Origin of the sequence: Halogeometricum sp. S1BR25-6 (assembly GCF_031624495.1) — an archaeon.
Classification (GTDB): domain Archaea; phylum Halobacteriota; class Halobacteria; order Halobacteriales; family Haloferacaceae; genus Halogeometricum; species Halogeometricum salsisoli.
Genome location: NZ_JAMQOP010000001.1, coordinates 628,629 through 643,434 on the forward strand (window position 1 = coordinate 628,629; position 14,806 = coordinate 643,434).

A 14,806-nucleotide genomic window follows, 5' to 3' on the forward strand; every position below is an offset into this window, starting at 1 on the left:
CGACCACGCGAGGTGGTCCGGCGTGTCTAACGACTCGGGTGAACGCATTGAGGGTTACGCCGCCGAGACGACGGTCGAATCCTCGCCCGCCGAGGCTTTGGAACACCTCGGTCACCGGCAGGTTTGCTTCTGTCGGGGAGGTCGACCGTGAGACTCGTCGAACCGAGTTGGCACGAGGTATCCGCCAATTTCCTCTACGACGAGCACGGGCTCGCCCCGTTCTTCGCCGCCGACCGCAGGGTCAAGCAGGGTGGTGGCTCGCAGACCGCCGAGTTCCGCGACGACGGCGAGCGTTGGGTCGTGCGACTCTACTACCAGAACTCAGGGATTGTACATCCCGGTCCGAGAACGCCGACTGGAACTGAGTTCCGTCTTGACGAGATGCGTGAGTATCGGCTCGCGGTTTCTCGTCACGCCGAAGAGGATCCGACCGGTCAGCAGTCGTTCAACGCGCACCTCGCTCCGCGCTGGTCGGGCATGGAAGTCGAGAACGCGCGTGGTCAACACCGTACGCTCGACGTCCCGATTCAGGAGGGGATCAACGTCAAAGTCAGCGGGTCGAATATCGACATCTTCCGCTATGAGGAGCTTCTGCGTCAGGCCGCTGAAGCAGTCGGTATCAACGGCCGGTACTTCGAGGAACCGCACGAGTACTCGAATGTTCAGGACGCCGAGCGGTACGTTCGAATCCACTGTGACGCGTCGGGACCGGTCCACGCACGCGACGGTCCGATAGCGAAGATGGGCCACCTGCTCGAACACGACCGCACGGGATACCGCAAGGTCGTCCAGAACGACGACGATTCGCACGGCCGAAATCTTCCCGGCTACTACCACACCGTCACGCTGGGTCCGCGACGAGTTCGAGAAGCATTCCCCTCTCACCGATTCCCGGTCGAGGTGAAGCACTACTACGCTCGCGAGGCCCGGTCGAAGTCGAAGGACGACTCGCTTCGTCACCCGAAGGTCGGCGTCTCGTATCAGGTTAGCCGATGGGATGGGAAGATCGGTGTGACCGACGAGGACTTGGAGGAACTCCGACGTCAGTTGGACCGGACGCTTCACTCAGTGCTCATCGACGCGGGTCTCAATCCAACGCCGAGTAGCGACGGGGCTGATGCAACCTACGTACCTGACCCCTACTTCCCAGCAGATGTCGACGAGGACGCCGAGGAGCCACCGAGTCTCGATCTTAGTCACATCCGCCATGAGCAGGAGAGTATCGTCGTTCGGGCTCTCACGGACGGTCTCTCGCCCGTCGAGTGGGAGTCGCTGAAGACGCTGGTCTCTGATGGCGGAACGGTATCGCCGAAGGATATCGCGGCCCGTCACGGTCGCCACGAGGAGAGCGTCCGACGAGCACTCAGACGAATGAGCGAGATGGTCGAACGCGAGTACGGGTCCGTCTCGCTGAAGAGTACCTACGTCGCGGAGTTGGTCTACGACGCGGTGCAGGAGGCGGAGGCGTCTCGTGAGTCGTTCAAGCGAGCGGCCGAGACCGCAGGGAAGGCGCTCGCGTCGGCGAAACGGGGACTCGATGAACGGACGAGCGCGCTTCTCGCATGGTGCGCTCGCTACGACGTCGAAGTCGACAGCCGCGGCGACGCGGTCCAACGAATCCGTCTCGGCGAACTAGATCGGGATTCCGACGCTGACCCAGCGATGCTCGTGAAGCGCGCGTACGAACTCTGGACCGACGCGAGGCAGGACGTCGCGGCGTTCCGTTCTGCCGTCGTCGAGTATCGGCGGCCTGAGGACCGCGGCGTGCGGACGGTCGAGGCGTGGCGATTGCTGAGACGGTAGTTTCCCCGGTCGGGTTGCGATAGGCGACCTGTCCGGGGTAGTGGTAACGCTGTCAGGTCTCCCTTTTCCCGGATAGATTCGCCTGCTGTACGGCCCTGCTATACCTCTCATTGCCGACGACGAGGTGTCGAGAGAAGATGTTCAGGCTCGGCAGCCGAAGGGGAGCCGAACGAAATCGAACGGCAGGGGTTTCGTTCTCTGTTAGAGGTGTGGCTAAGGCCACTTGATCAAAATACTCCGCACCACCGCACCGCTCTGCAGTTAAAACAGTCGAACCAGATGTTTGAATCGCGCGAAAAATCACGGCTGAAGGAGGTCTACCTGCACTTTTGTTCGTCAGCCGTATGCAAGTGCACCGAAACTCGCTGTAAGAACCATTCCAAGTAAAAATGAAATCATTTGAATTCCGCTGAATACCCGAATAGGAGTTCCATAGATAGTTGGAGTCCTATCCATCTCTGATTCGGGTGAATCTCGTCCCAGAGCTCCTGTTAAAGCCATCATCGTAAGGATTCCTCCAAGTAGCGATATAAGAAACGAAGCCCACGCTAACCATAGGACCGCTTGCGTAATCCCATCAGCAGTTGAGATCACATCTGTAAGAAATGTAACAGTCAACGCAACTAGACCAGTGGACAACGTAATCAGCTGTTTAGTTGTAGTAAGAGCGAAGTTGAACGATTGTTCTCTACTACCCATAGTTATCGTCTCAACAAATTGGCCATAGAGGGCAGAGATCCCGTGCTGCGGCAAATGAGGAATTATCTAATGGAGTTTGACCATGACCGTAGGCTTCCATATCCATTCGTTCAACAAACTTAGCGATGTTCTCTTCTGCTTCCTGAATTCGCAACTCATCATTTTCAACCCCCTCTGACTCCATACGTTCCGCACCTTGACTAATCAGAGACCGCAATCGGTTCTCAGCGACTGGGCCGATTGGCCTTCCTACCTGATTGGCTGCCCGTTGCGCCGCCTCCCAAAGACGATCTTCTAGGTCACTCATTTTAAATGCTTATAGTTGACCTTTCTAATCTTAGGTTCTGGTTGCGGGTGAATACACAGCGGGCATTTCCAAATATCATGACCCTTGAATTGTACCTCCACCAAGCTGATGGAGAAATATCATGTTTGTCTATTCTCAAAACTAGAATATAAATGTTCTAGCTGGAATGCGTTCTTAGTAAATATCTGCTGAAGAGTCTCCGCAGGGTAGATTCTCAAGAGCCAGCTCTGTATCTATTCAAACTACAGAATTATAAAAAACATTTCTAATAGCAAACATGAATACCTGCCTACGTCGAGGCAGACACTTGAGAGTTAACATAAATTACAGATATCCATGTAATTCTTTAAACTGTAAAATTTCGATAGCAGGCTCCTCGTCGTCGACTGAGGCCGTTTGCTTGGATATTGACTTTTTGGGCAGTGTGGGTCGAAGAGAGACTGGTATCCTCTGGCGCGTGTTTTAGGAGATAGTGCTTGTACCACGATTTGCGGTCAGTAAACTCTTAGTCGTAACATTCGAGTCTTCAAGCAACGATAACGGATAGATGGGGAGCCAGACGCTGGTTGTTTTTTGGTTCAGGTATGAACATTTCCATCGGGAAATAAATGCTGTCGCTCTTCGATTTACTATCCATTCCTGGAAATGCCAACCAGAATGATTGAATCTCTCGGAGTTAAGACGCATTCTCTGTAGATGGTCAATCATAAGACTTGAGGAACATATCTACCGTATAATAACGTACAGATGAAAAAACAATTGAGGCGATACTGGCACTATCCACGTAACCTCAAAGAGGTAGGTCAACAACTGAGACGTTCGAGACACTACATTTGGAGCCGTAAGGGTGTTTTGTTAGGATATTCTGTACTTATTCTGTCTCTCTTACTCACTGTTGCTGAGATACAGGGTCGTATTAATCTTGTTCCTGCAGAACCGAACAGTGAACTTACGCAAGTTGCACAGATTGTTGGTGCATTCGGATCTATAGCACTGTCTTTCAGTTTATTGGTTCTCTATGGAAGACAAACCCGAATTCTTGAGCAACAGTACCAGCCGTATCTTACAGCAGAGATTGACAGCAGAAGCCCAGTCACAGCTCAGTTTGTTGTTCGAAATTCAGGATCAGACTTTGCATATGATATAAGAGCGGACTGGAATATTGCGGGCGATAAGAGAATATGGGAAGTACCGAGTCTTGGACCGGGAGATACAGCTGGATTCCCAATTGTTATTGACGATGATAATAGGTGGATATTGAATACTAGCCAGATAATTGATTATCTTGAAGAAAATGAGGATTCTTCCAGAGTTGAATACAATATTCGCTGTGAAGATCAATTCCGCATCCCACGATCATTCACTGGAGAAGTAAACATAAATTCTCTGAAAAAGAGACAAGAATCTAATGAGATTTGGGACACTGATCCTTTGGACTCTTTAGCGAATAGTGCATCCAGCATCGAAGCATCAATTGATTCGATTGCATCGGATATTGACGATCGACGGGATGAAGAAGAATGGATGGATAGATTATCAAAAGACAGGGCGATAGTAAGTCTAGTTCAAGAACTAGGAGAGGTTGATATGGACGTACTGACTCGTATACTCAAAACTCAGAAAGGGTCTCTTGAATACCGACTGTCAGAGTTGGAAGCAGCAGGATATCTCGAATATAACAAGGAACAGGGAACAGTCGTTAAAGCGACTGAATCTGGCGAAAATTACGAACTGACGGATTTCACATGAAGACTAATCCTCTGGCAGAAGTAAATCAGGATCAATTTTGCGCACATTGTGGGGCTGGAAGTATACAGAACCAAGTTTTTCGCTTCATTGGAAGAGAGAGTCGTAGTATAAATTTATGCAACACATGCGTTATCAATCTGCGACGGAGAGCTAGCGATCCAATTCTCTGTGCATTTTGTGGGGCACACGCAAAGTATGCGACTTGGAAGTTGGAAACTACTAGAGGGATGGGTGATATGACATTTTCTGCTGGAAATAACCTTCCTGAATTCTGGTTGCTTTGTGAGGTGCATTTTACGTACCTATATAGGGCAAGCCAGATGAGGAAAAAACAACTTCAACTCCATGAATTTAGTCAAGACGGTAACAGCGACATAGCTTAATCTGTCGTCTCCACTCATACGGTCGAGGGTATTCATTCTCAGTCTTTTAGACCCCTACCTACTATTCTCTCACACTACCCACCGGTTTTACGCCGATCCACGAAACTGCACACGCCCAACGAGACGACGTATGTAAAACCGGAGCAACAGGTCGGTCTCTCAAAGGATCTCTGGGATGTCGGCACAATCGAGCTGCCAGACTCGCCTTTCTTTAACTAGTCTCTCGAAATGAGTAACCGCCTATAGCTCGGTTTCGGGAAGATGTGTGCAAATACGACTCAGAATGACTGACAAGTACGAACACTGCCTCGGCACTCTGACTGATGCGCTCGACGAGAACACCAAGTCGAAAGCTATCGACCGGGCGATAGTGTTTACACTACAGATACGGGAGGACTTGGTCGCTCATCCGACCGGGAAGTTCGACGAGCTGATAGAGACTGCCGAAGAGCGAAGAAGCCTCACCGGTGAGGGATTATCAAAACACTCGATATCCGAGATATTCCAGTTGAGTACGAGTCTCAGTGGTCCGTCGGGAACTCTCTGAATGAGACACTCTCCTCGAAACAGGACGACATCAACTTACCAACGGTATCTCGCCAGTGGCATCTTACCGACGGTAAGATTATACGTGCTCTATACATACTGTATACCGATGAGTACCGACCGAAAATCTGTCCCGGTGTCGCTCCCGTCAGAGCTCGCTGCCGAGTTGGACCGACTTGTCGAAGAGGGTCACTTTGGGTCGCGCTCCGAAGCGCTCCGCTATGGAGCCCGACTCGTCGTTCGTGAGGAGCACCAGAAGCGACTCCACGAACTCACATCCGAACGTGCTGAAGAGGACATCAAAGAACGGTTGGACCGCAAGCGTGTACCTTGACACCGACGTTGTTCTCGCCGTTCTGAAGGCCGATGACTGGCTAAGTTCCGTCGTCGACCTCGATGTAATCGACGATCCGAAGACGTCCGTCTCAACGTGCATCGAAGTACAGTACGCCATGCAGGACGAGTGGAGTCGCGAGCGCCTCACGACGGTCCACGAAGCACTCCAAGAGGAGGGAATCGAACTCGTTCCGCTCGAAACCGAACACGTCGCTGCAGGCGGCGCGCTACAGCGGCGCTACGACCGACTGAATCTCTTCGACGCTATTCACCTCGGAGCGGCGGACGTGCTCGGTGAGACACTCGTTTCAACGGACACGCTCTACCCGACTATCGAGGAGATCGATACCGTGGACCCGCGAGATTTGCGGGACAGTGAGGAGTAGAGCACGACTGAGTATTTTGGTTCTACATCACCCGATTGGTTAGAATAGTTGTTCAAGTAATTTTAGCAACCTCTCCCGAATAGAGACAACTTCTGAATGAAGTATGTCGCCTGACTTATGATGGGCCATCCATCGGCGCTCTGTTCGATTCATTTCTTCGATTCTTGACAGAGTTTTTTGATCGACTGTAGCACTCTTCTTCAGCTGTGAAATAACGGAATCATCTCTCCCTGCAAAGTAGTACAAACGATTTCCTTCTGTTTCTTCTTCAATGACATCGATGTCCGCTTCTGATTGAAGATAGGCAATTGCAGCCCACTCGATAGCATGGATATACGAGCTGAGAGCAGGATATAGTAGCTCACTGTCGAAGCACTGGTCACCATCCGACAAGTGAGTTAGAACTTCATTCCCATATTTGATCTCATTTAGCTTATTCACAGTCTCAGACTCAACTTCAGATAGTTCAGATGAAGGGTCACTCTGTAAGCGTGATTTTACTTTCTCTGCATACGACTGGAGTTGTTTGAGATTTTCTCGATCGTCCGGAGAGTTATATTGAGTGACCTTGTAGTAAGGTATCACCGGATTTTCGCCGCTCATAGTCTCGACAATGATTCGGTTCCATTTAGCATAGAATTGGAGATGGTTGATCTCTTTTTTCGTCTTGTTTCGGCGGTCATGATAATGTCCCACTGAAAGAGAGATATCGAAACGGGCTGTTTCTTCGGATTGTGTTGGCTTGTCTCTAGTGATAAAATCTAACAGGTCTACTAATTCATCTGTGGAGTGAGGTGTTCCGTATACGTATACAGAGTAGCTGGTTCCCACGGTATCCTCCTTTCTAACTGTTGTTTTTATCTCAAATGAGGGCTTTTCAAAGTCAATCTCTATATCAACTGTATGAGATTTGTAAGGGCGTGACTCGAAGCGGTCATGGCCCGGTATGAATTCATCTGAGTCAAGGAACAGTTGTTGACTACCGCTCATATATCCTCACAGCCCAATTCGTTCATTTGAGAAGCATTTAGTTTTGTCATTAAGAATCCCCACTTCTGGTTTCCCGCGAACATCAGAGGTTTCCGACGACACCGGTCGTCAATGAAGCGAGTCTAAGTCGTCAGCACCCTGAATAACTGCCTGGTGGTAGGCCCGTTCACGGTCGATCTCGCTTAGGGTAAACCGATACATTAGCAGCATATCAAATAATCTGAATATGAACCTTCGCACTCACGAGTAACAGACTGTAACGTACGTTCTTGGCAGTAGAACGGTGGTTCAGGAGATCCCGAAACGTGGATACACAAATCGAGCCGTTACACCCTGTTACCTCCGCCTGACAGGCATGAATGTGATTTGGCCTATCTCTACCACTACTGGCGGGGTGGTATGTCGAGGATGCGTTATCGATCCGGTCCTCTTGGATTTCTATATCACGAGCTAGTTGCTGTTCCTGATCTGGTGGAATCGTCATCGGATGAGCTATCGACTGTTCTGAGATCTAGCTAACGACGGTCCCAATCTACGGATACTGTTCTGCTGGTGTCTCTGCAGAATCCCGTTCATGCCATAGAGCATCTAATCGGGATTCCTGATCTGGTCCAATTGATTGGTCCTCTTTGAGTCCTCCTACCATTTCCCGAACCACTCCCGATCTAATTTCTGCTTACTATCCGTCTAAGCGACCATAGGACTCTGAATTATTGAATAGGACCCAGAATTGGGAGGTGAGTATTCGAATCGGCACTTGTGATTGGTGTCGGTAACGCCGAATTCACTCAGTGAGCTGAGAGAGTGTAGATACTGTTATCGTAATCACAGCCAGTACCGAAGCACTGTCTACTCGATGACTTAAATTGGGGAACACCAATTCACCAATTACCAATTCTAATGGTCCGTATATGTACTCGACAACGTATCTTGGAGAGTATGACGTCAAAAACGTCAGAGGCCTTCGCCGGTCGGCTCCCCGCCGACGAAGCGGCCCTCCTGAAAGCAGCAATCGAAGAATCGGCCGAAACAGAGTCTGAGATCGTACGGCGCGCCCTGCGCTTCTACATCCGGAAAAACCCGGATTACCTCAAGGCACTCCGGTCCCCAGACTTTCTAGAGGGATGGTTCTGATGAGTACTACTGATGCATCCCCTCCGATAGAGGACTCGAACCCGATCGACGAGTACGAACTCACGGAGCGGTTAGACGAGTTCGCCAGTTACCTCCGCGTCCGCCAGTCTCTCTCGAAGAAGACGGTCGACCAGCATCGGTGCATGGCACGAGCCTTCCTGAGAGAAATCCGGCTGCTTGACCCGGAGCCCTCCGACGCGTGGGCACACAAAGAGCAGATGATGGACGAGGGGTACTCGAACAGCCACATCAACAACACGATGAAAGCGGTCGAGTACTACTTCGACTACCTGGGCCGAGGCGACGAACTCGCCACGTCCGAACGTCGAAACCTTCCCCGCAAGCGCACGGAACCGAATCCGTTGACTGCGGACGAAGTGCGCGAAATCCTCGCTGCTGCGAGGACGTACCGAGACACAGCAATCTTCCGAGTGTTGGTCTCCTCCGGAATTCGGAAGTCGGAGCTCGCGAATCTCGACATCGACGACGTGGATCTCGAACGGCGACGACTGACGATACGGGAGGGTAAGGGGAACAAAGACCGAACCGCGATCATCTCCTCGGAGTGCGCCGATGCAATTAGCGCGTATCTCCTCCGTCGCGAAGATGCTGAGACCGGCGCTCTGTTCCTGTCACGCTACGGAAACCGGTTGACGCCGAACGGCGTGTATCAACTGGTCAAACGGACGGTCGCCAGAACCGATATCGAGCGTAACGTGAAGGTGCACACTTTCCGCGCGACGTTTGCCCAGCGACTCAAGGAGAACGGAGCAGACATCTACCGGATCAAGGAACTCCTCGGTCACGATGATATCCGCTCGACGATGATCTACTTGCGGATGGAGCCCGACGAGTTGGGGCGCGAGCACGACAAGTACTACATCGATTACTAACCCGGATCGTCGGTGGACCACTGATCCGCTATTCCCATTCGATGGCGGCCAGGACCGTCGACCCGACGTCGATCGGATGATGCGATTCTAGCGTGAGATCCTCGACCTCCTCGCCGGCCGGTGGTCGATGAAAGTGTACTCGTGCGTTGTGGGGATTCGGGTGGCGGTCCCATCGACACTCCCAGCGTTCGCCGTCGCTCACGGTTTCGACGTAGTGGAGAGAGAAATCGCCCGTCGTGAACCAGCGGAGGTCTAACCGCGCATTTTCAATCGCGGGTGGGTACCGATCGTGATCGAACCAAACTCGCAGCCGTCGCGGTTCGTAACTGTCTGGCTCGTACTCTGTTGTGGCTACGAGAGGATCGTCGGACAGGATCCGTTCGAGGAGTCGAAGCGTCTGTCGATCCGAGGGGCCGGTAAACGGCGAGTCGTCCGATGGTGGAGTCATCTACGCGGGCAGAATGTGACCGTCGTTTTCGGCCATCCGGCGTGCGAGTTCGTAGAGACGGACGTCTCGGTCGATTGCCTGCCACTCGCTGACGGCGGCCATCCGCTCGTGAATTGCGTCGTGGTCCTCCTGCTCGAACACCGAGACAGACGACGGATCGCTCGTCTTGAAGCGTTCCTCGAACTCCTCGCGTCGCACCTCGAGTCGCTGCACCCGGTCGATGATCTCTTCGACTGAGAGCTCGTCCGCGATGCGGCTCGCTTCCTGCCACTCGAGGTAACTGTCGTTCCGTTCGTATCGCGCAGGTCGGCTCTCTCGGTCGGCGCGAGCGATCCCCATCTCCGCGAGCCGATCGAGGTGTTTCTTCGCCGCGTTCGGCGAGCAGTCGGCGACGTTCGCGATTTCGGTATACGATGTGAGTTCGGTGATGCCGAGCACGGTGTCGTAGACCCTGCCGAACGTGTCGGTCGTCTCCCGCCAGTGTCGCCGTCCCGGGTCGGTCTCCTCCGAATTGGATACCGGGTCGAACTCGGCCATATCTGTCTCTACGCGGTTGTCTACAATATATTTTCTCTTATTTCAGATATTTGCGCCATTCGATCGATGGCGGTCCTTTCGTCGCCCTTGTGACCGTCGATATCGTCGGGTACTGGATGAGTCAAGATACTGTCGAGGGTTCCGAGAGTTCTCGGGTTGAGCATATCTAAGAGCCGCTCGTTCGTACACGAAATGAGATGACGAGGAACGGCACTCAGAGGCTCGGCGATAGCATCCCGGAAGATCCGGAAAGTCTGCTCCCGGAGGAGAGCGTCCTCAGCCTTGAGGAGTACCTCGGGATGCACGCTGCCGTTGGACACTGTACGAGATACGAGATCCTGTATCGACTCGTCCATAGCGGAGACATGAGCCCCAAGGAACTGAAGAGACGATAGATATCGACGACATCATCCTGCATTACCACCTCAACAAGGTCATCGACGTCGGTCTCGTCGAGAAGCGTCAGCGGACCGAGCGAGGACAAGACGGACTGCACACGTACTACCGAGCGACGGGTTTCGGAGAGGTAGCGCTCACGGAGGGTGTGGACGAGTTGATCCGCCGGCGAAAGAGAGATCGAGAACAGGTACGACAGTTCCGACGAAGCGTAACCTCTGAGTATTACTAAGACGGCTTTGCTGAACCCGTTTGTTAACACTGTACTGAATACAGGGGGAGGGCAAGGGGAACAAAGATCGGACGCGATTATTTCCCCGAAGTGTACCGACGATTAGCGCGTATCTTCTCCGTCGCAAAGACGTCGAAACCGACGTTCTATTCTTATCGCACTACGGCAACCGGTTGACGCCGAGCGCCGTATGTTAGTAACATTACCTCAGTCGACAAAGGTCAACAAACAGCTATGTGTGTTCGTGTAGTTAGAGTACTCAACTACGATGGAAGATTCAGCAAATGACTCCTCCGAATCACTATCGTTGGTAGAAATTGATTCTCACCGCAATTCGGAGGAACGAGCTCGTAATGGGAAATCCGGTGATATTACGTACCTCTTGAGGTATCACCGGAAAAACGACGTTAAAGCAATAAGAGGAAAAGCTGTTGAAATTGGGGAATTGACGAACTGTAACCACATCGATTTAGAACCCCTGTCTAACCAGGGATACAGTCATTATGGGATTTTTCGTGTTGAAGACAGATCTACCACAACACTCGTTCAAGACACAGATAATTCCGTATTTAAGATATTTTCGTTCAGCCGAAACGATGTGAAAGTCTCTCATCCGGTTACTATCTCTATAGAGGCGAACGAGTAGATCACCGGTTGAAGAAAAGTTGTATTTATACTATTATTTTATTAAAAACTATATCGATGTCCTATCACCAGCGATCCAGTCATCCCCTGTATAGTGAACGCTCCCCGAATTCTACTGTTTCTTCCAAGCCTCCTCGTCGAGCTTGTTCGAGCCGAAGGTACATCTTGGCAGGTTCAGCAGTTTGCTGAAAAGCGGCGAACATTTCTGCCCCCAACTCTTCGGCCGTGATTTCCGTGTCACGGTACGATTCTAAAAATTGCTTCAGACTTCGGCTTTCCAGGCAGTGTTTGTCCGGAACATACCGGAGCTCAAACTGATAATAGTCCGGTCCCCCAAAATCAAACGGACATTGTGCCGTGAGTTCGGATGTTTCGAAGGTATACACCTGACTGGTATTTGAATCTGGAGCGTCAAATATTTCCAAGATCGTCTGTCGTTCCGTTGGTGAAGACTGAGTTGACATGAATAAGTCCAGTAAGAAGGTGGATATAAAGACTGCTATTAGTTGATCCGACGCTGCATTTGATACATTTCTCGACCGCCTTTTGTTTGGTACTGATCGACTTGATGGAATCCGCACGCTTTCCAGAACCCGACTGCTGATGCGTCAGCAGCAACGTCCGCAATCATTGTTGATTTCTCCCACACCTTTGCAAATTTGATAGCACTCTTCACAAGGTATCGACCGATACCGTATTCGCGATATGCTGGATGAACTGCGACTAGTCGGATTTGTGCTTGGTGATCCTCCAGAACCCGTGATTCGCACCACACCATTAGCCCCCCGAGAATTTCATCGAACGGTCGATAATAGTACAACTTCCGATCGTTTCGTACTGCGGCTCTTTCCAGCGTATCACGGTGTGTGAACCAGTGTAGCTCTGATTTGATCTGCGGCGAATTGAAGAAATCGTTCAGTTGTCCCAGCCTATCTGATTCTTTGTCTACTGTCTTAACAAGAAAATCAGATAGTGTAGGATGTCGATCCTCCTCATTTGGGGATGATGACTTAGTAGGTGGCTGTTGATCTACCAGAGTCATGCTTCGCCACCTCCATGTTTGCTCTTCCGGGGTCGCATCTTTACCATTTCAACCGTCTCCTCATCGTCATCCACATAAACAGCTTCACCAACGTTGTCGATCTGTCTGACGTAGGTTTTCAGGTTGTTCCCCATGTAGTCTTGGCTGAGTTTGTCAAGTGATTGAATATCTTCTTTAGTAGTGATCTTATGACAGAGGATAATGTCACACTGGGACAACACGTTGCTATCTATCGCTGACGGTTGCTGTGTTGCAACTACGATGGACAAACCGGGCTGCCGCCCCTCTTTCACCCACCGGATAATGGTGTCTTTGGCAAGTGATGATGACCCACTCGGAACAAAGTTGTGAGCTTCATCGATAAATAACCAAACTTTCGGGATCTCTACCGATAGGCCCATCTCTTCACGGCGACGGGCTTCCTGACGTTGCCGGAATAATTCTTTTCCGAGCACTTCAACGACGAGGTTCCGGAGCCCGTACCGGCCTGGATCGATGACGCTCATATCCAGTACGTTGATCCTGTCCTCATCGAAGGTGCGCCACAGATCCTGGTAGTGGTCAGCAAAGATTCCCCAATCATTGGCCATTTCCAGCCGATTCAAAAGAGCTTCCTTAGTTCGGTCTGATGAGCCTCCGTCGCGTTCGATTTTCTGGATAATATCTTCCAGATAAAACTCTGCATCTTCTTCGCTCAACTCTCGAACAGAGCGATAGAGAGCAATTCCCATTGGCTTGTTGATGTTTAGGTCGAAGAGGTCACACCATCCATCTGGTGTCATATCCGACGGATTGAGGAGTAGCGGGTTCACGTCGATGCCACGACTCTCAAGCTCCTGCAGGACTTCGTCACCGAATCTTTCTTCGGGAGTACCTGGAACAAGTAGGTTTACCGGGAATCCTTGTTCGGACATTCCCCAATCCCATATGAGATCACGTTGCCGGTCGTTTTCCTCGGTCATCGTCCAATAGATTCCCATGGGATCGATAACGAGCGGAACTATATCGTCGGTCTCTGTGTGGATTTCCTCGATAATGTTCCCCATTGTGTAACTCTTCCCAGTACCTCGTTTACCGCATGCAAGGATGGAACGAGCCGACGATGCGTCGATATACATTTCGTTACCGTCGTCGAGACTTTCACCAATGAACAAATTCACTTTGAATCACCATCTTTGTGTTTGCTAGCAAGTTCGATGAGTGGTACGACGGACTCATAGTACGAAAATCCGCCGTGAACGCCCCACTCGGTATGTTTGAAATCGCGGGCGAGATAGGGGTATGCAAGCCCAGACACGATTTCTCCCTCTGAATCCGTGAGCGTCATACTGTGTGGAACTTTTTCACGACCAGTCACATATCTGGGCTGATGCTTATAGTCATCTATGACTACGTTTGGTCTGTCCGGTAGTTGTGTCCGCCAAAGGATACCATGATCTGATGTTGCGAATATCTTGTAGCTTCTCTCTTGCTTAGACAGCTCCGATTCAAGCTTCCGAATGTCTTCAACGATATTCTCTATGACGGCTTCCTGATTGGGTGCCTCTTTTTTGTTGTGAGATTCTTGGTCGAGACCCATCCGCGTGATTTGGATGTACGTGCGGTTGGTGAGTGGGGAATTGTTTGAGAGATATTCAATAGCCTCAGAGAAATCTCGGATACGGCGGATGTCGTTGCCCATCGAGGCATGGAGATCTGTTGAGAGCTCTTCTTGTCCTCGAGCCCAGTATGTGAATCCGAGTTTATTAGCGAAATTTTTCTTGTGAAGAAGTTCGCTGTATAACGAGACATTGTCATTTCCATAGATGATACGCTTGAAACCTGGCTCCGTCGTTGTGATCCCGTCTACAATTACCGGTTGTACAGGGAGATTCGTCGTGCGAATTGATTCGTAGGAGAGCCCATCAACGATAAGAAGCACGACGACGGTTTCGCCGATCACGTTGCGGAGAATGTAGTCTTTAAGACCAGACTGGGGCAGTAGTTCTCGTCGAAGCCGGTCATGATGTTCTCGGTCACTCCAATCAACGACCTCATTCAGTTGTGGTGAAACAGGCTCTTCATCACAACTCAGACGCACATAGTCTGGATGATGTTCGTCTGTATCGATCACTACGTCCTCTTCAAAGCGGTAATCAGGGTCGTATAGATCGTGATGAAAGTTATCAAGTGAAGTATAGACGGCAAGGTCGTCAAGGTAAAAACTCGCAAGCTTCGGTAACGAACAGACCACTGGACTGACTTTTGCGTGCTCAGCGATTTCAGTGAATGTAGGCATGG

At 50.9% G+C, this 14,806-nt stretch carries 14 protein-coding genes and 1 pseudogene; 8 read left to right on the forward strand and 7 right to left on the reverse strand.

Annotation, left to right across the window (positions count from 1 at the left end; all coding sequences use genetic code 11):
- Positions 1–147: 147 nt before the first annotated feature.
- The 5 genes from NDI76_RS03355 to NDI76_RS03370 all read left to right on the forward strand — a co-directional run bounded on the left by NDI76_RS03355 (position 148) and on the right by NDI76_RS03370 (position 6,209).
- On the forward strand, positions 148–1,803 hold the full coding sequence (locus NDI76_RS03355) for a DUF7845 domain-containing protein (protein ID WP_310922597.1): 1,656 nt from the start codon (positions 148–150) through the stop codon (positions 1,801–1,803).
- A 1,753-nt stretch (positions 1,804–3,556) separates the two neighbouring features.
- On the forward strand, positions 3,557–4,558 hold the full coding sequence (locus NDI76_RS03360; RefSeq protein WP_310922599.1) for a hypothetical protein: 1,002 nt from the start codon (positions 3,557–3,559) through the stop codon (positions 4,556–4,558).
- Between the two features lie 666 nt (positions 4,559–5,224).
- Positions 5,225–5,488, forward strand: a complete 264-nt coding sequence (locus NDI76_RS03365; RefSeq protein WP_310922600.1) for a hypothetical protein — start codon at positions 5,225–5,227, stop codon at positions 5,486–5,488.
- A complete protein-coding gene (locus NDI76_RS22565; RefSeq protein ID WP_425498317.1) occupies positions 5,489–5,821 on the forward strand; it encodes a ribbon-helix-helix domain-containing protein in 333 nt (110 codons plus the stop codon).
- Entirely contained in the window at positions 5,709–6,209 is a 501-nt protein-coding gene (locus tag NDI76_RS03370; RefSeq protein ID WP_310922601.1) for a type II toxin-antitoxin system VapC family toxin, read from the forward strand. The genes NDI76_RS22565 and NDI76_RS03370 overlap by 113 nt, the downstream gene beginning before the upstream one ends.
- A 39-nt stretch (positions 6,210–6,248) precedes the next feature.
- Here the strand turns inward: NDI76_RS03370 and NDI76_RS03375 are convergent, their stop codons facing one another.
- Positions 6,249–7,199, reverse strand: coding sequence for a hypothetical protein (locus NDI76_RS03375; RefSeq protein WP_310922602.1), 951 nt, complete (start codon positions 7,197–7,199; stop codon positions 6,249–6,251).
- A 939-nt stretch (positions 7,200–8,138) separates the two neighbouring features.
- On the opposite strand from NDI76_RS03375, the gene NDI76_RS03380 reads away from it, so the two are divergent.
- Positions 8,139–8,333, forward strand: coding sequence for a hypothetical protein (locus NDI76_RS03380; RefSeq protein ID WP_310922603.1), 195 nt, complete (start codon positions 8,139–8,141; stop codon positions 8,331–8,333).
- A complete protein-coding gene (locus NDI76_RS03385) occupies positions 8,333–9,226 on the forward strand; it encodes a tyrosine-type recombinase/integrase (RefSeq protein ID WP_310922604.1) in 894 nt (297 codons plus the stop codon). Before NDI76_RS03380 ends, NDI76_RS03385 begins: the two co-directional genes overlap by 1 nt.
- A 28-nt stretch (positions 9,227–9,254) precedes the next feature.
- On the opposite strand, the gene NDI76_RS03390 is transcribed toward NDI76_RS03385, so the two are convergent.
- On the reverse strand, positions 9,255–9,674 hold the full coding sequence (locus tag NDI76_RS03390) for a toxin-antitoxin system TumE family protein (RefSeq protein WP_310922605.1): 420 nt from the start codon (positions 9,672–9,674) through the stop codon (positions 9,255–9,257).
- Positions 9,675–10,211: a DUF7342 family protein gene (locus tag NDI76_RS03395; RefSeq protein ID WP_310922606.1), complete on the reverse strand. Its 537-nt coding sequence runs from the start codon at positions 10,209–10,211 to the stop codon at positions 9,675–9,677.
- A 197-nt stretch (positions 10,212–10,408) separates the two neighbouring features.
- Between NDI76_RS03395 and NDI76_RS03400 the strand changes: the two are divergent.
- Positions 10,409–10,822, forward strand: a pseudogene (locus tag NDI76_RS03400) (ArsR family transcriptional regulator).
- A 742-nt stretch (positions 10,823–11,564) separates the two neighbouring features.
- On the opposite strand, the gene NDI76_RS03405 reads toward NDI76_RS03400, so the two are convergent.
- Genes NDI76_RS03405 through NDI76_RS03420 form a run of 4 tightly spaced genes read right to left on the reverse strand, consistent with a single transcriptional unit; the run spans position 11,565 to position 14,804 of the window.
- Entirely contained in the window at positions 11,565–11,948 is a 384-nt protein-coding gene (locus NDI76_RS03405) for a hypothetical protein (RefSeq protein WP_310922607.1), read from the reverse strand.
- Positions 11,949–11,986: 38 nt separating this feature from the next.
- Positions 11,987–12,526, reverse strand: a complete 540-nt coding sequence (locus NDI76_RS03410; protein WP_310922608.1) for a GNAT family N-acetyltransferase — start codon at positions 12,524–12,526, stop codon at positions 11,987–11,989.
- Complete coding sequence (locus NDI76_RS03415) at positions 12,523–13,686, reverse strand: ATP-binding protein (protein ID WP_310922609.1); 1,164 nt, start codon at positions 13,684–13,686, stop codon at positions 12,523–12,525. The genes NDI76_RS03410 and NDI76_RS03415 overlap by 4 nt, the downstream gene beginning before the upstream one ends.
- Positions 13,683–14,804: a PglZ domain-containing protein gene (locus NDI76_RS03420; RefSeq protein ID WP_310922610.1), complete on the reverse strand. Its 1,122-nt coding sequence runs from the start codon at positions 14,802–14,804 to the stop codon at positions 13,683–13,685. Before NDI76_RS03420 ends, NDI76_RS03415 begins: the two co-directional genes overlap by 4 nt.
- Positions 14,805–14,806 lie beyond the last annotated feature (2 nt).

What these genes read in the sequence shown, in the direction of transcription:
- NDI76_RS03365 (WP_310922600.1), top strand. Translation starts at nt 5,225, where the DNA reads ATGACTGACAAGTACGAACACTGCCTCGGCACTCTGACTGATGCGCTC.
- NDI76_RS03410 (WP_310922608.1), bottom strand. Translation starts at nt 12,526, where the DNA reads ATGACTCTGGTAGATCAACAGCCACCTACTAAGTCATCATCCCCAAAT.
- NDI76_RS03375 (WP_310922602.1), bottom strand. Translation starts at nt 7,199, where the DNA reads ATGAGCGGTAGTCAACAACTGTTCCTTGACTCAGATGAATTCATACCG.
- NDI76_RS22565 (WP_425498317.1), top strand. Translation starts at nt 5,489, where the DNA reads ATGAGACACTCTCCTCGAAACAGGACGACATCAACTTACCAACGGTAT.
- NDI76_RS03390 (WP_310922605.1), bottom strand. Translation starts at nt 9,674, where the DNA reads ATGACTCCACCATCGGACGACTCGCCGTTTACCGGCCCCTCGGATCGA.
- NDI76_RS03395 (WP_310922606.1), bottom strand. Translation starts at nt 10,211, where the DNA reads ATGGCCGAGTTCGACCCGGTATCCAATTCGGAGGAGACCGACCCGGGA.
- NDI76_RS03385 (WP_310922604.1), top strand. Translation starts at nt 8,333, where the DNA reads ATGAGTACTACTGATGCATCCCCTCCGATAGAGGACTCGAACCCGATC.
- NDI76_RS03360 (WP_310922599.1), top strand. Translation starts at nt 3,557, where the DNA reads ATGAAAAAACAATTGAGGCGATACTGGCACTATCCACGTAACCTCAAA.
- NDI76_RS03420 (WP_310922610.1), bottom strand. Translation starts at nt 14,804, where the DNA reads ATGCCTACATTCACTGAAATCGCTGAGCACGCAAAAGTCAGTCCAGTG.
- NDI76_RS03405 (WP_310922607.1), bottom strand. Translation starts at nt 11,948, where the DNA reads ATGTCAACTCAGTCTTCACCAACGGAACGACAGACGATCTTGGAAATA.
- NDI76_RS03370 (WP_310922601.1), top strand. Translation starts at nt 5,709, where the DNA reads ATGGAGCCCGACTCGTCGTTCGTGAGGAGCACCAGAAGCGACTCCACG.
- NDI76_RS03380 (WP_310922603.1), top strand. Translation starts at nt 8,139, where the DNA reads ATGACGTCAAAAACGTCAGAGGCCTTCGCCGGTCGGCTCCCCGCCGAC.